This is a genomic window from Agrobacterium sp. CNPSo 2736, from assembly GCF_004005385.1.
Lineage (GTDB): Bacteria > Pseudomonadota > Alphaproteobacteria > Rhizobiales > Rhizobiaceae > Agrobacterium > Agrobacterium leguminum.
The window spans coordinates 310237-333546 of the sequence record NZ_RZTX01000001.1; the positions used below are offsets into that span (position 1 = coordinate 310237).

Annotated in this window: 23 protein-coding genes; 20 read left to right on the forward strand and 3 right to left on the reverse strand. The window is 60.2% G+C overall.

Annotated features, from left to right (window positions below; all coding sequences use genetic code 11):
• Positions 1-10: 10 nt before the first annotated feature.
• Positions 11-514 carry a pyridoxamine 5'-phosphate oxidase family protein gene (locus tag EM858_RS01410; RefSeq protein ID WP_127755568.1) on the reverse strand — a complete coding sequence of 168 codons (504 nt, stop codon included), beginning with the start codon at positions 512-514 and terminating at the stop codon, positions 11-13.
• A gap of 194 nt (positions 515-708) precedes the next feature.
• Here EM858_RS01410 and EM858_RS01415 point away from each other — a divergent pair, with 194 nt between their 5' ends.
• Positions 709-1455: a YebC/PmpR family DNA-binding transcriptional regulator gene (locus EM858_RS01415; protein WP_003523214.1), complete on the forward strand. Its 747-nt coding sequence runs from the start codon at positions 709-711 to the stop codon at positions 1453-1455.
• A 52-nt stretch (positions 1456-1507) separates the two neighbouring features.
• Here EM858_RS01415 and EM858_RS01420 read toward each other — a convergent pair whose 3' ends face one another.
• Together EM858_RS01420 and EM858_RS01425 are read right to left on the reverse strand one after the other, a co-directional pair.
• Positions 1508-2509, reverse strand: a complete 1002-nt coding sequence (locus EM858_RS01420; RefSeq protein WP_127755569.1) for an LLM class flavin-dependent oxidoreductase — start codon at positions 2507-2509, stop codon at positions 1508-1510.
• Positions 2510-2639: 130 nt separating this feature from the next.
• Positions 2640-4949, reverse strand: coding sequence for a methyl-accepting chemotaxis protein (locus tag EM858_RS01425; protein ID WP_127755570.1), 2310 nt, complete (start codon positions 4947-4949; stop codon positions 2640-2642).
• 244 nt (positions 4950-5193) lie between these two features.
• On the opposite strand from EM858_RS01425, the gene ruvC reads away from it, so the two are divergent.
• From ruvC to EM858_RS01520, 19 genes are all read left to right on the forward strand, one after another.
• Positions 5194-5706 (forward strand): crossover junction endodeoxyribonuclease RuvC, encoded by a 513-nt coding sequence (gene ruvC, locus EM858_RS01430; RefSeq protein ID WP_127755571.1) that lies wholly within the window; start codon positions 5194-5196, stop codon positions 5704-5706.
• Positions 5707-5738: 32 nt separating this feature from the next.
• Positions 5739-6356: a Holliday junction branch migration protein RuvA gene (gene ruvA, locus EM858_RS01435; RefSeq protein ID WP_003523218.1), complete on the forward strand. Its 618-nt coding sequence runs from the start codon at positions 5739-5741 to the stop codon at positions 6354-6356.
• Between the two features lie 125 nt (positions 6357-6481).
• Entirely contained in the window at positions 6482-7522 is a 1041-nt protein-coding gene (gene ruvB, locus EM858_RS01440) for a Holliday junction branch migration DNA helicase RuvB (protein ID WP_059755777.1), read from the forward strand.
• Between the two features lie 52 nt (positions 7523-7574).
• The gene (locus tag EM858_RS01445) at positions 7575-7793 is read left to right on the forward strand and encodes a DUF2945 domain-containing protein (protein WP_127755572.1); all 219 of its coding nucleotides are present in this window, start codon (positions 7575-7577) and stop codon (positions 7791-7793) included.
• Positions 7794-7829: 36 nt separating this feature from the next.
• Positions 7830-8411, forward strand: a complete 582-nt coding sequence (locus tag EM858_RS01450; RefSeq protein WP_127755573.1) for a DinB family protein — start codon at positions 7830-7832, stop codon at positions 8409-8411.
• Positions 8408-8932 carry an NUDIX hydrolase gene (locus EM858_RS01455; RefSeq protein ID WP_080819505.1) on the forward strand — a complete coding sequence of 175 codons (525 nt, stop codon included), beginning with the start codon at positions 8408-8410 and terminating at the stop codon, positions 8930-8932. Before EM858_RS01450 ends, EM858_RS01455 begins: the two co-directional genes overlap by 4 nt.
• A complete protein-coding gene (locus EM858_RS01460; RefSeq protein WP_127755574.1) occupies positions 8929-9456 on the forward strand; it encodes an NUDIX hydrolase in 528 nt (175 codons plus the stop codon). Before EM858_RS01455 ends, EM858_RS01460 begins: the two co-directional genes overlap by 4 nt.
• 1 nt (position 9457) lies before the next feature.
• Positions 9458-9898 carry a tol-pal system-associated acyl-CoA thioesterase gene (ybgC, locus tag EM858_RS01465; protein ID WP_127755575.1) on the forward strand — a complete coding sequence of 147 codons (441 nt, stop codon included), beginning with the start codon at positions 9458-9460 and terminating at the stop codon, positions 9896-9898.
• Between the two features lie 261 nt (positions 9899-10159).
• On the forward strand, positions 10160-10879 hold the full coding sequence (gene tolQ, locus EM858_RS01470; RefSeq protein ID WP_003523238.1) for a protein TolQ: 720 nt from the start codon (positions 10160-10162) through the stop codon (positions 10877-10879).
• A gap of 52 nt (positions 10880-10931) precedes the next feature.
• Entirely contained in the window at positions 10932-11390 is a 459-nt protein-coding gene (gene tolR, locus EM858_RS01475; RefSeq protein WP_003523240.1) for a protein TolR, read from the forward strand.
• 9 nt (positions 11391-11399) lie between these two features.
• Positions 11400-12569, forward strand: coding sequence for a hypothetical protein (locus EM858_RS01480; RefSeq protein WP_080819502.1), 1170 nt, complete (start codon positions 11400-11402; stop codon positions 12567-12569).
• A 20-nt stretch (positions 12570-12589) separates the two neighbouring features.
• Entirely contained in the window at positions 12590-13897 is a 1308-nt protein-coding gene (tolB, locus tag EM858_RS01485) for a Tol-Pal system beta propeller repeat protein TolB (protein ID WP_003523242.1), read from the forward strand.
• A 210-nt stretch (positions 13898-14107) separates the two neighbouring features.
• On the forward strand, positions 14108-14641 hold the full coding sequence (pal, locus tag EM858_RS01490) for a peptidoglycan-associated lipoprotein Pal (protein WP_003506243.1): 534 nt from the start codon (positions 14108-14110) through the stop codon (positions 14639-14641).
• Between the two features lie 158 nt (positions 14642-14799).
• Positions 14800-15819 (forward strand): tol-pal system protein YbgF, encoded by a 1020-nt coding sequence (gene ybgF / locus EM858_RS01495; RefSeq protein ID WP_164865266.1) that lies wholly within the window; start codon positions 14800-14802, stop codon positions 15817-15819.
• Positions 15820-15846: 27 nt separating this feature from the next.
• On the forward strand, positions 15847-17184 hold the full coding sequence (gene tilS / locus EM858_RS01500; RefSeq protein WP_127755576.1) for a tRNA lysidine(34) synthetase TilS: 1338 nt from the start codon (positions 15847-15849) through the stop codon (positions 17182-17184).
• 154 nt (positions 17185-17338) lie between these two features.
• Positions 17339-19303, forward strand: a complete 1965-nt coding sequence (gene ftsH / locus EM858_RS01505) for an ATP-dependent zinc metalloprotease FtsH (protein WP_080819500.1) — start codon at positions 17339-17341, stop codon at positions 19301-19303.
• A 189-nt stretch (positions 19304-19492) separates the two neighbouring features.
• The gene (glmM, locus tag EM858_RS01510) at positions 19493-20845 is read left to right on the forward strand and encodes a phosphoglucosamine mutase (RefSeq protein WP_003523248.1); all 1353 of its coding nucleotides are present in this window, start codon (positions 19493-19495) and stop codon (positions 20843-20845) included.
• A gap of 187 nt (positions 20846-21032) precedes the next feature.
• Positions 21033-21878 carry an outer membrane protein gene (locus tag EM858_RS01515; protein ID WP_020810670.1) on the forward strand — a complete coding sequence of 282 codons (846 nt, stop codon included), beginning with the start codon at positions 21033-21035 and terminating at the stop codon, positions 21876-21878.
• A gap of 212 nt (positions 21879-22090) precedes the next feature.
• Positions 22091-23269 (forward strand): phosphoserine transaminase, encoded by a 1179-nt coding sequence (locus EM858_RS01520; RefSeq protein ID WP_127755577.1) that lies wholly within the window; start codon positions 22091-22093, stop codon positions 23267-23269.
• Positions 23270-23310 lie beyond the last annotated feature (41 nt).

Genomic DNA, 23310 nt, shown 5'->3' on the forward strand with positions numbered 1-23310 from the left:
GAGTGGTTTCTCAGGCAAAGGTGAGGTGCTGGCGGACGCCGACGTCAGGCGTCTTGTCATCCGACATGTTCGCCTTGGCGATTTCCCAGCCGAATTTCAGCGTGCTATCCGTCGAAGCCCAGATATCGGCATCGTCGACATGCAACGCCAGCATGGTCAGTTGCGGGTCGCTTTTGCCATGTTCGTACCATGCGGCAGTGACCGAGTTCCAATATTCGTCGATCTTGGCTTTGTCGTCGCGGGCTTCGAGGATGCCTGAAAGGCAGGCGTGGTAGTCATGGTCCTTGCCCACCACGCAGAAATGCGCCCGGGAGCCGGATTTCAGCGATTTCACCAGATCGGTGTCTTTTTTGGAGAAAAACCAGATGGTGTTGGTCTTGGGGTCAGCATGAGGCGCCATGGGCTGCATGTGGTTGTGCAGTCCTTCGAGACCGAGCATGCCGGCATGGACGGAATTGATCTCGTCCCAGAGCTGGCGGGCCGGTGCTTCTCGTGCTTCAGTCAGGCTGACCATATGTTTTCTCCTTCGGGTGTCATGCTGCGACGGAGGAAAAATGCCCTGTTCCGCCGCGTTCATGATCAGAACGAAGAGCGGATAAATCAGTTCCTTCCGTTGTTGCGGCAAGAGAAAGCGCTTGCGGGGTTGAATGGCGCGGCTATCGCACTTATAAGGCCCGCAATCTCCAAATTACGACAATCAGGTTTTCCATGGCTGGTCATTCACAGTTCAAGAACATCATGCACCGCAAGGGCAAGCAGGACTCCGTGCGGTCCAAAATGTTTTCCAAGCTTGCGCGCGAAATCACCGTTGCGGCAAAGACGGGCATGCCCGACCCGAACATGAACCCGCGCCTGCGTCTGGCAATCCAGAACGCCAAGGCCCAGTCCATGCCGAAGGACAATATCGAGCGCGCGATCAAGAAGGCCTCCGGTGCGGATGGCGAAAACTATGACGAAGTCCGCTACGAGGGTTACGGCCCGGGCGGCGTCGCCGTCATCGTCGAGGCCCTGACCGACAACCGCAACCGCACCGCCTCCAACGTTCGCTCCATCTTCACCAAGGCTGGCGGCGCTCTCGGCGAAACCGGCTCGGTCTCCTTCTCCTTCGACCGCGTCGGCGAAATCTCCTACAAGGCTGAAGTCGGCGATGCCGACAAGGTCATGGAAGCCGCCATCGAGGCCGGCGCCGACGACGTCGAATCTTCCGAAGACGGTCACACCATCATCTGCGGTTTCGAAGCGATGAACGAGGTTTCCAAGGCGCTGGAAGGCGTGCTGGGCGAAGCCGAAAGCGTCAAGGCCATCTGGAAGCCGCAGAACACGGTGCCGGTGGATGAAGAAAAGGCACAGTCGCTGATGAAGCTCATCGACAATCTCGAAGACGATGACGACGTACAGAACGTCTATTCCAACTTCGAAGTGTCCGAAGAAATTCTCGCCAAGCTTTCCGCCTGACGTCTCATGTTTCAAAAAAACCCCGGTAGCGATCCGCTCCGGGGCTTTTTGTTTAGGCGGCCTTCCTTATGGAGGTCCGCACGTCGGCAAAAATCTCCACGGATCGCAGCCGTTTTTCGATGTCATGGATCGGCATGGAAACGATCAGCTCATCCGCCTGCGTTTCCGCCAGGAAACCGTCGAGATGGCGCTGGATCGTCTCAGGCGAGCCCACGGCTGCGAAACGCAGTGTGTGTTCGACAGAGAAACGCTCCATCTCGTTCCAGTAATCGTCCATGCTGTGCACCGGCTTCGGAAACTGCGTGCGCACGTTGCGGCGCAGGTTGACGAATTGCTGCTGCGACGAGGTGAAGAGATGCTGCGCCTCTTCGTCCGTATCGGCGCCGACGCCCATCACACCCACCATCACATAGGGCTTATCCAGCACTTCTGAGGGCTGGAAGCGCTCGCGATAGATATGGATCGCTTCCATCAGCATGTCAGGCGCGAAATGCGAGGCGAAGGAATAGGGCAGGCCGAGGGCTGCGGCGAGATGCGCGCTATAGGTGCTGGAGCCGAGCAGCCAGATCGGCACGTTGGAATTCATGCCCGGCACAGCGAGAATAGCCTGATCCTGCTGCGGCGGGCCGAGGTAACGCTGGAGTTCGACAATATCATGCGGGAAGTTTTCCGCGCCGGCATCGAGATTGCGGCGCAGCGCCCGTGCCGTGCGCATGTCGGTTCCGGGCGCACGGCCGAGACCGAGATCGACACGGCCGGGAAGCAGCGCCGCAAGCGTGCCGAACTGCTCGGCGATGACGAGTGGGGAGTGGTTGGGCAACATGATGCCGCCGGAGCCGACGCGGATATGTTTCGTGGCCGCGCCCACATGGGCGATGACCAGCGATGTTGCAGCACTGGCAATGCCCGGCATGCCGTGGTGCTCCGCCAGCCAGATGCGGTTATAGCCGTGTTCTTCGGCCTTGATCGCCATTCGGCGGGAATTTTCAAGCGCCTCGCTGACGCTCTCGCCTTCGCCGATGGGCGAAAGGTCGAGAATGGAAAAGGGGATCATCCGACGCTCCTGCGAAATTTAAATCTTTGCTGCGGATGTAAGACGCGTGTCCCGATTTACCAGTGAAGTCGCGCAGAATTGAAGGATGGTTCAAAAAAATTGGGGCCTCCGAAGAGGCCCCTTTGCTTTTTCAGCCTGCCCGCCGAATTTGTCGGGCGTCGCGATGACCTGCCGCATCCCGGTCGGAAGCCAGCGTGAATTGTCCAAGCCTGCCATCCATTTCACCCGCTTCGGAGGCGAGATTGTGAATGGCGGCCGTCGTTTCTTCCACCATGGCGGCATTCTGCTGGGTCATGGTGTCGAGGCCTGCGACGGTGCTGTTGATTTCCGAGAGCGTGTGCGCTTCCTCGCGGGTGGAGTCCATGATCTCCTCGATGCGCGCGCTGATGGTCTGCACGTGCTTGCCGATGCCGGAAAGCGACGTGCCTGCTTTTTCCACCAGCGCTACGCCGGCGGAAACCTCGTCGGTGGAGCGCTTCAGCAGGCTGGTGATCTCCTTTGCGGCCGCTGCCGAACGCTGCGCCAGTTCGCGCACCTCCTGCGCCACGACCGCAAAGCCCTTGCCGGCTTCGCCCGCACGGGCCGCCTCCACGCCGGCATTGAGGGCGAGAAGGTTGGTCTGGAAGGCGATTTCATCGATGACGCCGATGATCTGGTTGATCTGGCGCGACGAGGTCTGGATCGCCTCCATGGCGGCGATGGTCTGCTCCATGACGCGGCTGGATGCCGTGGCCTCCGCGCTGGCGTCCCGGGCGATCCGCGTTGCCTGTTCGGCGCGTTCGATCTGGTCGCGGACGGCCTCCGTGATCGCCTTGATGGCGCTTGCCGTTTCGGTGATGGAAGCTGCCTGCCGCTCGGTGCGTTCGGCGAGCTGGTCGGCGCCCACCCGCATTTCCTCGGAACCGCCACGAACTGCGGCGGAGTTGCCGCCGATGGCCTGCATGGTTTCGCTGAGCCGGGAAAGCGCCGTGTTGAAGTTATGACGCAGGCTTTCGAGATCGTCGGGGAAGACGGTTTCGATACGATAGGCGAGGTTGCCGTTCGCCAGCCGGTCCAGACCTTCATCCAGGGAATGCACGACCATCTGCAGGGTGCCGGCCTCGGCCTCCCGTTCCGCAAGATGCGCGCGGCGGGCCGTTTCGGCTTCCTCCCGCGTGCGCGATGCGGTTTCTTCCATGTCACGCTGCAGGATGAGCTTTTCGCGGAAACTGCCGAGCGCCTGCGCCATGCGGCCGATCTCGTCCTTTCGGTCCTGATTGCCGATCTCCGCATCGAGACGGCCTGCGGCCACTTCGCCTGTCAATCCTGCAAGCTTTTCCAGCGGTGCGAACAGGCGTCGCGCAAAGAAGGCCGTCGCCGCGCACATGGCCGCCAGAACGCAAAGGCCGATCACGGCAAGCGTGCCGGCAATCGAAACCGAGCCCGCATTCAATTCGCTGCGCAGCATGCTTTCCACCGCGAGATATTTTTCCCCGGCAAAGGAGAAGGGGCGGGCATAGGCATTGGCCTCGCCATCGGCGCGGTCGATCTTGGCAATCGTCATGCCCGTCGTATTCAGCGCTTGTCCATGGAAGCCATAGATTGCTGGATCGAGGCCGACCAGCCTGTTGCCCTCCACGCCGATAACCTTGCCATCGGCGGAAACGATTGCCGACTGTTCGGAACTGCCGGCCGTCACACCCTTCGTGAGGATCTGGCTGAAGACCTCTTCCTTGACCCGGAAGAGGACGACGCCCTTGAAAGCGCCGAACTTGACGACTGGAACGCCGAAATAAATGCCGGCTTCTTTCGTGGCGGCATCGATGCGCAGGCCGGAGAAGCTGGTCTGCGCCACGTCGTTTACGGCCTTTTCGGCATTCGCGGCACCACGCGCGAAAGCCGCGCCGAGGCCGCTTTCCGCCCAGGCGCCGCCTGCGACGGTTTCCCCGAAAGCCGATCCTTTCAGGTAAGAGTAGTAGACCGTGCCTGCGGGATCGATGAAGAGAACGTCGCTGAACGGCGTTCCCTGCAGATAACCGCCAATATCCGTCTGGGTTTTTTCATGGGTGGAGTAATAAAAGCCGCTCGGGCTTTCCGGCTTGATCAGCTTTTCCTTTTCGCCGAAGGGGTTTTCCTTGACGAAGACGCGCTGCAGTTCCGCCTTCGCGTCACCGGAGTTTTTCTGCACGGTCGCCCAGCCGCTGCGCATGGAAACGACAGCCATTTGCAGGGATTCGATCTTGGCGATGGAATCCGCCTGCGTTTTCAGTTGCTCAAGACGCTCCCGGAGCATGTCGCCGCGAAAGACGAGAATGCTCTCCATGGATTTCGACGCCTGTTCTTCGAGAACGCCGCTGCTGCTCTGATAACCGAGAAGTGTCAGAGCCCCGGTCGAGATCGCCATCAGCGCCAGGAAAATCGCCAGCACTTTGGTGGATATGGAATGAAAACGGTTCAGCATGGCTGATGCAGCCCCCAATGCCGTATCAGTTCCCGCGCCATGCATGTGGCGCCACCGGATGGCTGATATGGCTCAGATATGCTGCGGATCATCATGTCCGCAGCTCCCCTTTTTTTATTTTGTGGGGGGAACAATGCGGTACGCGGTTTAAGCAGAGGTAAATGCTGCACCGCAAATTTGATGAATGTTGTCGTTTTGTTCACTTATCGCTGGCAGGGTCGCAGCCGGAAAGATAAGGTGCCTCATGCAAAAGACGATTCGAATCATCGGCATTGACCCCGGATTAAGGCGCACCGGCTGGGGGGTGATTGACACCCTGGGCAACAGCCTGCGGTTTGTCGCCTCCGGCACGGTGACGTCGGACGGCGATATGGATCTGGCCTTCCGGCTCTGCCAGCTGCATGATGGGCTGGCGGATATCGTGCACAGCCATCAGCCCGATGAAGCGGCGGTGGAGCAGACTTTCGTGAACAAAGATGCGGTTGCGACCCTGAAACTCGGTCAGGCACGTGGCATCGCCATGCTGGTTCCGGCACGTGCAGGATTGCCGGTCTTCGAATATGCGCCGAACGCGGTCAAGAAGGCCGTGATCGGTGTTGGGCACGGCGAAAAGCAGCAAATTCACATGATGCTGAAAATCCTGATGCCGAAGGCCGAATTCAAGGGTAACGATGCGGCGGACGCGCTCGCCATCGCAATCTGCCACGCCCATAATCGCGGCGGTGACAGGATGCGGCGACTGCTGGCGGCCGGTTGAATATTTAAAGTCTCATTGCAGCGGGCGGCATCATGATCGGAAAATTGAAGGGCAGCATCGAGGAAATCGGCGCGGACTATGTGCTGGTGGATGTGCACGGCGTCTGTTACGTCGCCTATTGTTCGGCGCGCACGCTGTCGAAAATCGGCTCCGTCGGGGAGGCGGTGGTGCTGTTCATCGAAACCTATGTGCGTGAAGACCAGCTGAAGCTCTTCGGCTTTCTCTCGGCGCTCGAGCGGGAATGGTTCAACCTTTTGCAGAGCGTGCAGGGCGTGGGCTCGAAAGTGGCCTTGGCCGTTCTTTCCACGCTGTCGCCCTCCGAACTGGCGAATGCCATCGCGCTACAGGACAAAACGATGATCTCGCGCGCGCCGGGCGTCGGGCCGAAGGTGGCGGTGCGCCTCGTGACCGAGCTTCGCAACAAGGCACCGGCCTTCGCAGGAGAGGCCTCCGCCTCGATCGGCCTCAAGCAGGAGCTTGGCGAAGGTGTCGCATCCGCGCCGGTGGCGGATGCCGTTTCCGCGCTCACCAATCTCGGCTACTCGCGCGACCAGGCCGCCAATGCGGTTGCCGCCGCGCTGAAGAACGGCGGGGAGGGCGGCGACAGCGCCAAGCTGATCCGGCTCGGGCTGAAAGAGCTTTCGCGGTAGGCCGGGCGCGGTACACATGGTGTTCGGGCGCGATGTTGAATTTCGTGAAGCGCCTTGGCGTGACAGTCATGATATAGCGGCGAAGACCACCTCATGAATTCGTTTAGAACAATGGAATGCCCTGAATGAGCGATGCGGACAGACTGATTTCGGCGGACAAGCGCGGTGAGGACATCGACACCACCCTGCGTCCGCAATCGCTGGACGATTTTACCGGCCAGGCGGAGGCCCGCGCCAATCTCAAGGTATTTATCGAGGCGGCCAAGAACCGTGGCGAAGCGCTGGATCACGTGTTGTTCGTCGGCCCGCCCGGTCTCGGCAAGACCACGCTGGCGCAGATCATGGCCAAGGAGCTTGGCGTCAACTTCAAATCCACCTCCGGCCCCGTCATCGCCAAGGCGGGCGATCTTGCAGCGCTTCTGACCAATCTCGAGGAGCGCGACGTACTCTTCATCGATGAAATCCACCGTCTCAACCCGGCGGTGGAGGAAATACTCTATCCGGCAATGGAGGATTTCCAGCTCGACCTCATCATCGGCGAAGGACCGGCGGCGCGCTCGGTGAAGATTGATCTTTCCAAATTCACCCTTGTCGCTGCGACGACCCGTCTGGGGCTTTTGACGACGCCGCTGCGCGACCGTTTCGGCATTCCCGTCCGGCTGGCTTTCTACACTGTCGACGAACTGGAACTGATCGTACGGCGCGGCGCGCGGCTGATGGGGCTGAACATGACCGACGAGGGGGCGCGCGAGGTGGCAAGGCGCGCGCGCGGTACGCCGCGCATCGCCGGCCGGCTATTGCGCCGGGTGCGCGATTTCGCCGAGGTGGCGCGGGCGGAAGCCGTTACCCGCGAGATCGCCGATGAGGCTTTGACCCGGCTGCTGGTCGACAAAATGGGCCTCGACCAGCTCGACATGCGGTATCTCACCATGATCGCGGTCAATTTCGGCGGAGGCCCGGTTGGCATCGAAACCATCGCCGCCGGCCTTTCGGAGCCGCGCGATGCCATCGAGGATATTATCGAACCCTATATGATCCAGCAGGGCTTCATCCAGCGCACGCCGCGCGGCCGCATTCTGACCGGCACGGCCTGGAAACATCTGGGAATGCAGCCGCCAAAGGATATCGAGGCGGCGCAGTTCCGGCTGACGCTGGAGGAGGATTGAGGGAACAAGCCCGGTGTGCCGGCATTTGATCGTCTTTGGCACGGAGATGATTATGCCGGTGTATCGCAAGGGCACGAAGGTTCGGTGGAACTGGGGCGATGGCACGGGTGAAGGTAAAATCGTCGAGACTTTCACGGATGATGTCGAACGCACCATCGCCGGCTCCAGAATAAAGCGGAAAGCGAGCAGGCAGGAGCCTGCCTATCTGATCGAGCAGGAAGACGGCGCCAGGGTTCTGAAAAGCAGATCGGAGCTTGAGCGCGTCGATTGAACGATGCCGTCCTTCGGCGGCAATGGAGGAGCCTTCATGTCTTACGATCCGCTGCGGGTCTTCCGCAAACTCGCGCGCAACAACCGGCTGGCCAATTTTCGGCTGCATCGGGCCTGTCTTCAGCTTTCGCAGGAAGCGTTTGTGGCTTCCCGAGTCAGTTTCTTTCCGACGCTCAGGGCGACGCTGAATCACATCTACACCGTCGACCGGTTTTATATCGATGCCCTGCAGGGCGGCACGCTCGGTCTTGCGGCCTTTGCCGAAGATGAGCCTTTCGCCACCATGGCGGATCTGCGTGTCGCCCAGACGGAATTGGACGAGGTGCTGATCGCATTTGTCGACAGTCTCGATGAAGACGGCCTTGCGGCTAACGTCAATATTCACCGCGGCACGCGCATCCAGCAAGATCGCTGCGACGATATCCTGTCCCATCTCTTCCAGCACCAGACGCATCATCGGGGGCAGGCGCATGCCATGTTGTCCGGCACCGTGGTCAAGCCGCCGCAACTGGATGAATTCATTGTGGGAGATGACGCAAAGGCAAGAAAAGAAGAGATGGATGCGTTAGGGTGGACGGAAACCGATTTGATGTTTCCAGCCCACAGGTCAGCGCCATGACACACGATACCAAGCAGGACACCCGCATCCGCATGAAGTTCAAGCCGAAGCGCATTTTCCAGATGCGGGTGGCGGGACTGGCGTTTCGCGATGGCCACGTGCTGGTACACCGAGCGTCGCATGAAAAATTCTGGACCTTTCCGGGCGGTCGCGCCGAAATGGGCGAGCGCTCCGAAGAAACGCTGGCGCGCGAAATGGTGGAAGAGCTTGGCGTCGAGGCGAAGATCGGGCGGCTTCTCTGGGCAGTCGAAAATTTCTTCCACTACGAGGGCAAGGACTGGCACGAACTCGGCTTCTATTACCTGATGGACCTGCCGGAGACGCTGGCCTTTCATCCGACCGATATCATTCACCGCGTTCAGGACGGCGACAACGAACTGGAGTTCCGCTGGGTCGCCGCAACCCGTCAGGCATTGACGGAGCTTGATATTCCGCCCTATTTCATCGCCGACGAAATAGAGCACCTGCCGAAGGCCACGAGACACCTCGTCTGGCATGACGGCGATCTGGACGATAAATGACCTCTGCCCCCGAACGCCACATGATCCGGCTGGACCGGAAACCGCAGCTTTTCAGCATGCGCGTGGCGGCGCTGATCTTTCAGAACGGTCATGTTCTCGTCCAGCGCGGCGCGAAGGACAGCTACTGGGCCTTGCCCGGTGGGCGTGCCGAAATCGGCGAAAGCTCGCAGGAAACCATCATCCGCGAGATCGGCGAGGAGCTTGACCGGGATTGCTCGGTCGAGCGTCTCCTCTGGTCGGCCGAGAGTTTTTTCGCCTATGACGATTTTGCGGCGCATGAGCTGGGATTTTATTATCTCGTTTCGCTTCACCAGCCTCTGCCGTTCCATGAAAGCGATATCGTGCATCGGGTGCTGGATGGCGTCGAGGTGGAGTTCCGCTGGCTGCCCGCGCAGCCTTCAGCACTTCTGAAGAGCGATCTGAGGCCCCGTTTCATCGCGGAGCGTATTGAGGCGCTGCCGCAACGGCATGAGCATCTTATCGTCCGCGAAGGACGTCCTGATGCAGTCGAAATAAGGAGATAGTATGAGCGAGCTTGTGGTTTCGCTTTCGGGTGAGCTTATCGAACATGGCCACCGCCTGACGCAGCGTGTCTACTACGAGGATACGGATTTCTCCGGCCTCGTTTATCACGCCCGCTATCTGCATTTTCTCGAGCGCGGACGCACCGATTATCTGCGTTGCCTCGGCTGCGAACAGAGCGCGCTTCTGACCGCTGACGAAGAAGGTCTGGTCTTCGTCGTTCATCGCATGGAGATCGATTTCAAAAGCCCGGCGCGGATGGATGACGTCTTGACGATCACCACCATCACCGAGAAGGCCGGTGGCGCGAAAATGGTGCTCAGTCAGGAAATCCGGCGTGGCGAAACGCTGCTGGTCGCCGCCAAGGTCATCATCGCCGTCATCAATGCCAATGGTCGCCCGAGGCGTCTTCCGGAGACCGTGGCGGAAAAATTCCTGAAGTAATTGGCGACCGCATCCAGTAAATCCATCCCGCGTGGCCCGGCTGTAACACTCCTTTAACCATAATGGTGTCTTACTTTAGCAACTGGCATTTGTGCGGCGCACGCCTTCCTTTCACCAAATTTATTGGCAAGTAAGGCTTACTGGCAAGTATCGGGGTATGGCTAAGGGGTTGGCGGCTGTTGCCGCAGGACTTCGAGCGTTAACACGCGTTTGAATCGCCCGGTCCCGTACCGGGCGTTTGGATTCGGGGATTGGATATTTATGGAACAGGCAGGTTTGGCAGCGGCGACGCACGATGTAAGTCTCTGGGCACTGTTTATGCAGGCGGGCCTCATCGTGAAGCTCGTGATGATCGGACTTATCGCCGCCTCGGTCTGGACGTGGGCGATCGTCTTTGACAAATATGTGAGCTTCGGCAAGGCAAGGCGCCAGTTCGACCAGTTCGAACAGGTCTTCTGGTCGGGTCAGTCGCTCGAAGAGCTTTATCGTACGCTGGCGGAACGCCAGAATGGCGGTCTTGCGGCGATTTTCGTTTCCGCCATGCGCGAATGGAAGAAATCCTTCGAGCGCGGCGCACGTTCGCCCATTGGTCTGCAGATGCGCATCGACCGGGCGATGGACGTGACCATGGCGCGTGAAAGCGAACAGTACGAGGCGCGCCTCGGTTCGCTCGCCACCATCGGTTCGGCCGGTCCCTTCATCGGTCTCTTCGGTACGGTTGTGGGTATCATGACCTCGTTCCAGGCGATTGCCGGTTCGAAGTCGACCAACCTTGCGGTCGTGGCGCCGGGTATCGCCGAAGCGCTTCTGGCGACGGCCATCGGCCTTGTCGCGGCTATTCCCGCGGTTATCGCCTACAACAAGTTCACGGCCGACGCGCACAAGCTTTCCGCCCGCATGGAAGGTTTCGCCGACGAGTTCTCCGCGATCCTGTCGCGCCAGATCGATGAAAAACTTCAGACGCGGCAGGCCGCCCAGTAAGCGGCCGCATGCTGTGCAGTAATTTGCCGCAAGGCAAAATGGAGTAGATGATATGGGTATGTCAGCAGGTGGCAGCGGCGGCGGTTCCGGTGGACGCCGGGGGCGCGGCGGACGACGCAGGGGCGGCGCGATCAGCGAGATCAACGTGACGCCGCTGGTCGACGTCATGCTCGTGCTGCTCATCATCTTCATGGTGGCAGCGCCGATGATGACGGTCGGCGTGCCGATCGATCTGCCGCAGACATCCGCCAATGCGCTGAACTCGGACACGCAGCCGATCACCATTTCCGTCAATGCCAATGGCCAGATCCATTTGCAGGAAACGGAAATCCAGGCGGCCGAAGTGGCCGACAAGCTGCAGGCAATCGCCACGACAGGTTATAACGAGCGCATCTTCGTGCGCGCGGATTCCGTTGCCGCTTACGGCGTCGTTGCCGATGTGATGGCGCGCATCCAGGCGGCGGGCTTCAAGAATATCGGCCTTGTGACCCAGCAGAAACAGGACAATTGACGTAAAACGATGAAGGGCAGCCTTACCACATCCGCGATCGTGCATGCGTCGCTTCTGGCTTTCGCCCTCGTTTCCCTGGGCTCGCCGGAGCCGCTTGACGTTTCGCAGGCCGAGGCCCTGCCGGTGGAACTGGTGCCCATCGAGGAGCTGAGCCAGATCCAGCAGGGCGACAAGAACGCGCCGAAAGCAGAGAAGTCGGCCCCCGTTCCGACCACGCGTCCGGATATCGTCGAGAACGCCCAGAATGTCGGCAACAACACGGTCGATCTTGACGCGCCGCCGACGCCGACCACCAAGCCTAACGACAATATCAGCGCTGCTGCCCCGCCGAAGCAGGAAAAGCCGCAACCCGTCGTCGACACCAAGGCGAACGAGGTAAAGGAAATCGTCAAGGAAGAAACCTCGGCTCCGAAGCCGCAGGAAATGGCTGCCTTGCCGCAGACCAAGCCCGAGATCGCGCCGCAGCCGAAGACGGAGCCGCCGCAGCAGGAAACCAAGGCCGAGGAGCCGCCGCCCGCGCAGCAGGAACCGGCCGAAATCCCCGTGCCGCAGAACGTGCCGCGTCCGAATTCCCGTCCCGAGCCGCCGAAGCCGGAAGAGCCGAAGCAGGCCGAGACCAAGCCTGCCGAGCAGAAGCCCGCGGAAAAACCGGCCGAGACCAAGCCCGATCAGGCGAAGTCCACCGACAAGCCTTCCGACAAGAAGCCCGGCGAGAAGAAGCAGGAGACTGCGAAATCGGCCTCCTCGAAGGAAAGCGATTTTAACGCTGACGATATCGCCGCGCTTTTGAACAAGCAGGCGCCTTCGGGCGGCGGCGCCAAGCGCTCCACCCAGCAGGCTTCGCTTGGCGGCAAGAAGACGACGGGCGGTTCGACGCTCAGCCAGACGGAAATGGATGCGCTGCGTGGCGCGATCCAGAAGAACTGGCAGATCATTCCCGGCATGGCGGATGCCTCGGACGTTCGCGTCCGGGTCACCATGAAGCTCGACCGTGATGGAACCATCATCGGTCGGCCCGAGATCGAGGCGACCGGCGGTTCCGAAGGGACGCGCCGTGCTCTTTCCGGCGGAGCCTATCGCGCCATCATGCGTTCTGCTCCGTTCACCAACCTTCCTGCCGACAAATATGACGCATGGAACGAAGTTGTCGTGAACTTCGATCCCAGTGAATTGCTATGAATGCTGAAAGGCCTGGCAACATGAAGATATTTTCGCCGATCCGGCTGGTGCTCGCTGTCGCGGCCCTCATGTCGGTTTTCTCCGCACCGGCTTTTGCGCGGGTGGAAATCAACATCAACAAGGGCAATGTCGAGCCGCTGCCCATCGCCATCACCGACTTCATGTCGAGCGACGGCATCGGCGCGCAGGTTTCCGCGGTTATTGCCGCCGACCTGCAGCGTTCCGGCCTTTTTGCGCCGGTCAACAAGAACGCCTTTATCGAAAAGATCAGCAATCCGGATCAGCAGCCGCGTTTCGAGGACTGGAAGGTCATCAACGCACAGGCGCTCGTGACCGGCCGTGTCACGCGTGAAAGCGATGGCCGCCTGCGCGCCGAATTCCGCCTGTGGGATACGTTCGCCAACCAGCAGATGACTGGCCAGCAGTTCTTTACCCAGCCTGAAAACTGGCGCCGCGTCGCCCACATCATCGCCGACGCCATCTATGAGCGCATCACCGGTGAAAAGGGCTACTTCGACACCCGCGTCGTTTTCGTCTCTGAAAGCGGCCCGAAGACGGCCCGCAAGCGCCAGCTCTCGATCATGGACCAGGATGGCTTCAACGTCCGTAACCTCACCAACTCGAACGACATCGTCCTGACGCCGCGTTTCTCGCCGAACCGTCAGGAAGTGACCTACATGTCCTTCGAAGGCCAGCAGCCGCGCGTTTATCTGCTGCAGCTGGAAACCGGACAGCGCGAAGTTGTCGGTAATTTCCCCGGCATGACCTTCTCGCCGCGCTTCTCGCCGGATGGCCAGAAGGTCATCATGAGCCTGCAGCAGGATGGCAACGCCAATATCTACACGATGGACCTGCGCTCTCGCACCACGACGCGGCTGACGAACACGTCGGCGATCGATACGGCGCCGTCCTATTCGCCGGATGGGCAGCGCGTCGCCTTCGAAAGCGACCGTGGCGGCCGCCAGCAGATTTACGTCATGAATGCCGATGGTTCCGGCCAGCAGCGCGTTTCCTTCGGCGATGGTTCCTATTCCACGCCGGTCTGGTCGCCGCGCGGCGATCTGATCGCCTTTACCAAGCAGTCGGGCGGCAAGTTCTCGATCGGCGTGATGAAGACCGACGGTTCGGGCGAGCGCATCCTGACCAGCGGTTTCCACAATGAAGGCCCGACCTGGGCGCCGAACGGCCGCGTGCTGATGTTCTTCCGTCAGAACGCCGGTGCAGGCGGTCCGCAGCTCTATTCGATCGACCTGACGGGCTACAACGAACAGCTCATCAAGACGCCGACTTTCGCTTCGGATCCGGCATGGTCGCCGCTTCTGGACTGATATGACTGCCATGACGGCGCCGGCATGAACCGGCGCCGTCATGTTTTACTTGATGCCATGGGGAAGTGCGCCTCTTTCTTGCCGCAAACTGTTGTGAGGGAGCAAAAAAATGGGACATTTCCTTTCTGTTAACCATAAGCGTTTGCCGGCTATTAACCGCGATCAGTTAGTGTCCGGCAACGTTATTGAAATCCTAAGGAGAGACCGGCGATGAGCCGTACACACATTTCGGCACTCAGCCCCATGCAGAAACTGGCCCGTAACCCGGCTGTCATCGCCATGACGCTCGCGCTTGCCCTCGCAGGCTGCGCGAACAAGAAGAACATGCCGAACAGCGCCGGTGAACTTGGCCTTGGTGGCGCGGGCTCCGCAACGCCGGGCTCCCAGCAGGACTTCACGGTAAACGTCGGCGACCGTATCTTCTTCGACACCGACTCCACCTCGATCCGCGCCGACGCCCAGCAGACCCTGCAGCGCCAGGCTCAGTGGCTCGCCCGTTATCCGAACTACGCCATCACCGTTGAAGGCCATGCCGACGAACGCGGCACGCGTGAATACAACCTGGCGCTCGGCGCCCGTCGTGCGGCTGCAACCCGCGACTTCCTGGCTTCCCAGGGTGTTCCTGCAAACCGCATGAAGACGATCTCCTACGGCAAGGAAAAGCCGGTCGCCGTTTGCGACGACATCTCCTGCTGGTCGCAGAACCGCCGCGCCGTGACGGTTCTCGGTGGCGCGGGCATGTGATTGCCTGACGTTATTGTGATCTTGAATGAAAGGCGGTCTTTGGGCCGCCTTTTGTTTTTTTCATAGTTTGGCCGAAGTTAAGTTGCTTTTTCGGTTGATATGGAAAAAATCCGGCTTGCGCCATTCCGGTGCAAATCAGTTAAGGCAGGACGAATGAGATGAAGAAACTTGTCGTGGCGGGAATGCTGGGGCTTGCAGCCTGCACCGGCTTGAGCGGCATCGCCGTTTCGGGTCCGCTGTTCGGTGCGGGGGGTAGCTTCGGCACGATCAACTCTCAGCAGCAGCCCCCGGTCGTCCGGGTTCAGGCCAATGAAGCCTATCGGGTTCAGCAGCTTGAAGAACAGATCCGGCAGCTCAACGGCCGTATCGAAGAAATGAGCTTCCAGCTTCTGCAGATGCAGGAAACGATCCGCAAGGCGCAGGAAGACAATGAGTTCCGCTTCCAGGAACTGGAGAGCGGCAATGCTGGCGGCAAGGGTGCAAGCCCGACCGCTGCGCCGAAAAAGAAGGCGGAAGCCAGTCCGGTCAATCCGGCCTCACCGCCGACCGACGACGTTGCAACGATCATCGAAACGCCACCCGAGGGTGGCGCTTCCGTTTCTCCGTCTGCTCCCTCCACCGCCCCGACAGGCGCACCGGGAGAGACGACGCTCGGCTCCATCGAGCTCGATTCCAAGGGAATGCCGGTTGGCGGCACGTTGAATCAGGGCGCTAATAATTCCTCCGCCAGCCTTCCGGGCGTCACCACCGGTAACGGCACCCGCAAGACCGATCCGGTCAATACTGCGGCGCTGACCAGCGAGGGCGATATTTATCAGGCCGCTTACGGCCATGTTCTTTCCGGTGATTACAAGCTGGCGGAACAGGGGTTCCAGCAATATCTGCAGGGTTATCCCAAGGGCACGAAGGCCGCGGATGCGAGCTTCTGGCTGGGCGAAGCGCAATATTCCCAGGGCAAGTTCAATGAGGCCGCAAAGACCTTCCTGAACGGCCATCAGGCCTATGGCAAATCTCCGAAGGCGCCGGAAATGCTGATGAAGCTCGGCATGTCGCTTGCCGCTCTCGACAATACCGAAACCGCCTGCGCCACGCTGCGCGAGGTGCCGAAGCGTTATCCCAATGCTTCCAAGACCGTGCTGAGCAAGGTTGCCAGCGAACAGAAACGGCTGAGCTGCTGATTTTTTCCTGCTATCGCGGGTATTTCCATGCCGGTTGATGCCCGCATTCTGAACGAAAAGACTGTTGCGCCGCTTGCGGCGGCAAGGTCTTTTGTCAAAAATCTCCACACACCCGCCCATATCCTCGTCGCAATCTCCGGAGGCAGTGATTCCACCGGTCTGTTGCTGGCCTTGCATGAGGCAATGGCGGATACGGATCGGGATGGCTTGCGCCTTTCCGCCGTCACCGTAGACCATGCGCTGAGAGCGGAATCCGCCGATGAGGCGCGCAAGGTGGCGGCGCTCTGCGCCGAACTCGACATCCCCCATTTCACCCGCCGATGGGATGGCGCCAAACCGGCCTCCGGCCTTTCCGAAGCCTCCCGACTTGCCCGCTACCGCCTGATTGCCGATGTCGCCCGCGAGACCGGCGCCGATCTTGTCGTGACGGGACATACAATCGGCGACCAGCGCGAAACCGTGGCGATGCGCGCCGCCCGCAGCGGCGGCTCTGACAATCTCGGTCTCTCCGGCATGGCGGATGCGGTCTTATACGATGGCCGCCACTGGATCATGCGGCCGTTCCTGACGTGTGAGAGGCAGGCGATCCGTGACTATGTGTCCGCCCGCTCGCGCGGCTGGTTTGAGGATCCAAGCAATGAAAACACCCGATATGAGAGGGTGCGAGTACGGCAGGCGCTTCCCGTCTCTCCCGTTCGGATCGATGCGGAAACCTCTCTCAAAAGACAGGCGCTTTCCGAAACAACGGCCGCTTTCCTGCGTGGTCACACACAGGTTTTCCATGCTGCGCTCGCCAGATTGGCGGGCGATGGCGTCAATCCCGATCTTCCCGAGTTCCGGCATGGGCTGGCGGCGCTGATCGCCACCCTTGGCGGAAGGGCATATTTTCCAGCTGCAAGCAGCATGGAACGCGTTCTGCGGTTTCTTAAAGCGGCTGAAAACGGGCGACTGACGGTCGGTCGCGTCCTGCTCGATCGCCGGCGGGACGGGCTTTATATGTTCCGTGAGCAGCGAAATCTGCCGGAGCTTGATATTGGCGCACATGAACAGAGACTGTGGGACGATCGTTTCCTCGTGAAGAACGGATCGGCTTTTCCAGTGCACGTCAAAGCGCGCAGGGCGAGCGATGCTGCGGAAGCGGCCGCGCTTTTTCCGTCAGCACCGGCCGGGGTGGCGAAACAGGCGATGGCGGGGCTGCCGCAAATTGCCGCAGCGGCCGATGAGCCGGGTTCGAGGGCGGAGGCCGTCACCATCACGCCGAGGCTCGCACCTTTCGATCTGTTCCTGTCGCGTTTCGACCTTGAGTTGGCGAATGCAATCGCCAATTTATTCGGGCGGACGGCATATCCACAGCCCCCGGTTTAAATCCGGCCTCTTTTTCGTGAATTGCCTTGGAATAGTTTTTACACCAAAACGCATCAGATAATGCGCTTTGCCTTGGCAACGGCAGATGTCGTCCTTATGTTAGGGGCACGTAAGAGCGGGCAGCAGATATGCCCGTGTGAGTTCGGGGAGTTCGATGAACCCAAATTTCAGAAATTTCGCCTTGTGGGCCGTGATTGCCCTCTTGCTGATCGCGTTGTTCAGCATGTTCCAGACGTCGCCGACGCAAACGGGTTCGCGGGAAATTCCGTATTCCCAGTTTCTTCGCGACGTGGATTCCGGGCGAGTTCGCGACGTGACCGTCACCGGTAACCGGGTTCTCGGAACCTATACCGAAAACGGCACGGCCTTTCAGACCTATTCCCCCGTCATCGACGACAGCCTGATGGAGCGCTTGCAGAGCAAGAACGTCACCATCGTGGCGCGTCCTGAAAGCGACGGTTCCTCCGGTTTCCTGAGCTATCTCGGCACGCTTCTGCCGATGTTCCTCATTCTCGGCGTCTGGCTGTTCTTCATGCGGCAGATGCAGGGCGGCTCGCGTGGTGCGATGGGCTTTGGCAAATCCAAGGCCAAGCTTTTGACGGAAGCCCATGGCCGCGTGACGTTTGACGATGTTGCCGGCGTGGACGAAGCCAAGCAGGACCTCGAGGAAATCGTCGAATTCCTGCGCGATCCGCAGAAGTTCCAGCGCCTCGGCGGCAAAATTCCGCGCGGCGTGCTGCTCGTCGGCCCGCCCGGTACGGGTAAGACGCTTCTGGCGCGTTCCGTCGCCGGCGAGGCCAATGTGCCGTTCTTCACCATTTCCGGTTCGGACTTCGTGGAAATGTTCGTAGGCGTCGGCGCAAGCCGTGTGCGTGACATGTTCGAGCAGGCCAAGAAGAATGCGCCCTGCATCATCTTCATCGATGAAATCGACGCCGTCGGCCGCCATCGCGGCGCCGGTCTTGGCGGCGGTAACGACGAGCGCGAGCAGACGCTGAACCAGCTGCTGGTCGAGATGGACGGTTTCGAGGCGAATGAAGGCATCATCCTCATCGCCGCCACCAACCGCCCCGACGTTCTCGACCCCGCACTTCTGCGCCCCGGCCGTTTCGACCGTCAGGTCGTCGTGCCGAACCCGGACATCGTTGGCCGCGAGCGTATCCTCAAGGTGCATATCCGCAACGTGCCGCTGGCGCCGAATGTCGACCTTAAGGTTCTGGCCCGTGGTACCCCCGGTTTCTCAGGTGCGGACCTGATGAACCTCGTCAACGAAGCCGCCCTGATGGCTGCCCGCCGCAACAAGCGCGTCGTCACCATGCAGGAATTCGAAGACGCCAAGGACAAGATCATGATGGGTGCGGAACGCCGCTCCTCCGCCATGACCGAGGCCGAAAAGAAGCTGACCGCCTATCACGAAGCCGGACACGCCATCACCGCGCTGAAGGTTGCCGTGGCCGATCCGTTGCACAAGGCGACGATCATCCCGCGCGGCCGCGCGCTCGGCATGGTCATGCAGCTGCCGGAAGGCGACCGCTACTCCATGAGCTACAAGTGGATGGTGTCGCGTCTCGTCATCATGATGGGTGGCCGCGTTGCCGAGGAACTGACCTTCGGCAAGGAAAACATCACCTCCGGCGCCTCTTCGGATATCGAGCAGGCCACCAAGCTTGCCCGTGCCATGGTCACGCAATGGGGCTTCTCCGATGCTCTCGGCCAGGTGTCCTATGGTGAAAACCAGCAGGAAGTCTTCCTCGGCCATTCCGTCTCGCAGTCGAAGAACGTCTCCGAGGCGACGGCCCAGACCATCGACACGGAAGTTCGCCGCCTGATCGACGAGGCTTATGGCGAGGCGCGCCGTATCCTGACGGAAAACCACGATGGTTTCGTTGCGATTGCCGAAGGTCTTCTCGAATACGAAACCCTGACGGGCGACGAGATCAAGGCCCTGCTGAAGGGCGAGAAGCCCGCCCGCGACCTGGGTGACGATTCTCCGGGCAGCCGTGGTTCGGCAGTGCCGAAGGCAGGCACCAAGAAGGACGGCCCCAGTGAAGTAAAGGGTGACGGCGAAGCAAAGGGCGACGGCGAGGCCGAAGGCGGCATGGAGCCGCAGCCGCATTGATCGTTCGCGCAAGCTAAGAATTGTAAAAGGCCATCCGGGTTTCCGGGTGGCCTTTTCATTTTGGTAACAAGATATAAGCCATTTTTGCGCTAATTTACGTGCTGTTTATCGTGGTTTGTGGCATCTAGCCAAAAACGCTTCCGGCTGTTTTCACCTTTGCCGGAATGCTGGAAAAGATTTGGAGTTCAAATGGCACGCCGTTATTTCGGAACCGATGGTATCCGCGGACAATCGAACGTATTTCCCATGACGCCTGATCTGGCGATGCGTGTGGGCATTGCGGTCGGGACGATCTTCCGCCGTGGCCATCATCGCCATCGCGTGGTCATCGGCAAGGATACGCGCCTTTCCGGTTATATGCTGGAGAACGCACTGGTCGCCGGCTTCACCGCCGCCGGTCTCGATGTCTTCCTGCTCGGCCCCATTCCGACGCCCGCCGTCGCCATGCTGACCCGCTCCCTGCGCGCCGATATCGGTGTGATGATCTCAGCCTCGCACAATCCCTTCTCCGATAACGGCATCAAGCTTTTCGGACCGGATGGTTACAAGCTTTCCGACGAGCTGGAACTGGAGATCGAGGACCTTCTCGACAAGGATATCTATGCGCAGCTGGCCAAGCCGAGCGAGATCGGCCGCGCCAAGCGCGTGGATGGCGACATCTATCGTTATATCGAATTCGTCAAGCGCACCCTGCCGCGCGATGTGACGCTGAGCGGACTGCGGATCGCCATCGACTGCGCCAATGGCGCGGCTTACAAGGTGGCGCCTGCTGCGCTCTGGGAACTCGGCGCGGAAGTCGTCACCATCGGCAATGAGCCGAACGGCATCAACATCAATCTGGAATGCGGCTCCACCCACCCGGAAGCGCTGCAGAAGAAGGTGCATGAAGTACGGGCCGATATCGGCATCGCGCTCGATGGCGATGCGGACCGCGTCATCATCGTTGACGAGCGCGGCGAGATCGTTGATGGCGACCAGCTGATGGCCGTCATCGCCGATAGCTGGGCTGCCGACAACACGCTGCGCGGCGGCGGTATCGTGGCGACCGTCATGTCGAATCTCGGTCTTGAACGTTTCCTGGGCGACAAGGGCCTCACCCTTGCCCGTACCAAGGTGGGCGACCGCTATGTCGTTGAGCATATGCGTAACCACAATTTCAACGTTGGCGGCGAGCAGTCCGGCCATATCGTGCTGTCGGATTATGGCACGACGGGCGATGGCCTTGTTGCGGCCTTGCAGGTTCTCGCCAAGGTCAAGCGCTCCGGCCTCACGGTCAGCGAAGTCTGCCGCAAGTTCGAGCCGGTGCCGCAGCTTTTGAAGAATGTCCGTATTTCCGGCGGCAAGCCGCTGGAAAACCCTGTCGTGCAGCAGGCGATTGCGGATGCGGAAAGCGCATTGGCCAATAATGGCCGCCTCGTCATCCGCCCCTCGGGCACGGAACCGCTGATCCGCGTCATGGCGGAAGGCGACGACAGCGCGAAGGTGGAGCAGATCGTCAACGATCTCGTCGGCGTCATCGCCAATGCCCGCTCGGCGGCGTGAGCTTCCACGACAGTAACGCCTGAAAAAGCCGGCTCTGCAGCCGGCTTTTTCTTTGAATATTTCCTAATAAATATAGTGAATGATCGTGGTTAATCGGGACTTAACCATTTTACGTCAATCTCCATGACTGAACAGTTCACTGGCATCTGCTGCCGAAACCGCACGTGCCTCTTCTGGAGTGGAAGTCATGAAAAACGTCCTGGCCGGATTTCTGGCCGTCCTGCTGACCGGTACCAGCGCCATCGCTGCCGATCTTTATCAAGCCGAGCCCGCACCGGCCTATGTCGAGGCCCCCGAAGTCGAGATCACCCAGGCAAGCGGCTGGTATCTGCGCGGCGACGTCGGTTATTCCTTCAACAAGCTGCGCGGCGCCCATTATTACCAGGGCGGCCCCGGCGGCTACCTCGCGGATTTCGATACCGCGACTATCAAGGACAGCTATGTCATCGGCGCCGGTGTCGGTTATCAGTTCAACAATTATTTCCGCAGTGACGTGACCTTCGACTATATGGGTAAGTCGGATTTTCGCGGCTCCACGAGCGGCTTCTGCGGTTCCGTTCCCGGTCGCTGCGTCTCAGAGGACCTTAGCTCGGTTCGCGCCTATACTCTGATGGCGAATGCCTACGTCGATCTGGGCACCTATGGCCGTGTCACCCCTTATGTCGGTGGCGGTATCGGCGGTTCCTACGTCAAGTGGGACAAGCTGCGCAACACATCCTGCAGCGTCAATGGCCTGGGCTGCGACCCGACCACGGAACATGGCGGCAAGGGCAAGTGGCGCTTCGCCTACGCTCTGATGGCCGGCGCATCCATCGATGTCACCTGTAACCTGAAGGCCGATATCGGCTATCGTTTCCGCCATATCAACAAGGGCGATATGTTCGCTTATGAGAATGGCGGCGGTCCGGGTCGTGACAAGGGCCTTTATTCGCATGAAGTGCGCGTCGGCGGCCGTTATGTCTTCAACGGCTGCGATACCGCGCAATACATGCCGCCCGCCGATATTCCGCTGCAGCCTGCCGTTTATAAATAAACGTCACGCCCCGCTGGTAGTTTCAGACCGTCCGCATCCTCCGGGTGCGGGCGGTTTTGTTTTACCGGCATCTGACACGGGGCATGACGCATATGGACCAAAATTCTTCTGCGTAGCGACATATTCCGCTTGACTGGGACCGGCGAGAGGAATAGCAACGGCGTCAGGACACCTCTCCCTAACGAGAGGCGCCTATCTGAAAGGGTAGTTAAATGACAGATATCGTGAAGCCGGACGTCCGTCCGGGCAATACGCATTTTTCCTCTGGTCCCTGCTCGAAGCGTCCCGGTTGGTCGCTAGATGCTCTTTCCGATGCGCCGCTCGGTCGCTCGCATCGCGCCAAGGTTGGCAAAGCCAAGCTGAAGCAGGCCATCGATCTCACCCGTGAAGTTCTGAACGTTCCTGCCGATTATCGCATCGGTATCGTTCCCGCATCCGACACCGGCGCCGTTGAAATGGCGCTCTGGTCGCTGCTCGGTGAACGCGGCGTCGATATGCTCGCCTGGGAAAGCTTTGGCGCCGGCTGGGTCACTGACGTCGTCAAGCAGCTGAAGCTGAAGGACGTCCGCAAATTCGAGGCCGATTACGGCCTGCTGCCGAACCTTGCCGAGGTCGATTTCGACCGCGACGTGGTTTTCACCTGGAACGGCACCACCTCTGGCGTTCGCGTCCCCAATGCCGATTTCATCCCGGCTGACCGCAAGGGTCTGACCATTTGCGACGCCACTTCGGCGGCCTTCGCACAGGACATGGATTTTACGAAACTCGACGTCGTCACCTTCTCCTGGCAGAAGGTGCTGGGCGGTGAGGGCGGCCATGGCGTCATCATCCTTTCGCCACGCGCTGTCGAGCGTCTCTTGAGCTACGCGCCGGCATGGCCTCTGCCGAAAATCTTCCGCATGGTCTCCGGCGGCAAGCTGATCGAAGGCATCTTCACCGGCGAAACCATCAACACGCCGTCCATGCTCTGCGTTGAAGATTACATCGACGCGCTGCTATGGGCGAAGAATCTCGGTGGCCTCAAGGCGCTGATCGGTCGTGCCGATGCCAATGCCAAGGTCATTTACGACTTCATCGAAAAGAACGACTGGATCGCCAACCTGGCCGTCAAGCCGGAAACCCGCTCCAACACCTCCGTCTGCCTGAAGATCGTCGATCCCGAGGTGCAGGCGCTGGATGCCGCCGCACAGGCTGATTTCGCCAAGGGCGTTGTCTCCCTGCTCGAAAAGGAAAATGTCGCCCTCGATATCGGCGCTTACCGCGACGCCCCGTCCGGCCTGCGCATCTGGGCCGGCGCGACCATCGAGACGGCGGATATGGAAGCCGTCATGCCCTGGCTTGCCTGGGCCTACCAGACGCAGAAGGCAGCACTTTCCAAGGCTGCCGCCTGATTTTGATACCGGCCCTGCGCTGATGCGGGGCCGCATATTCC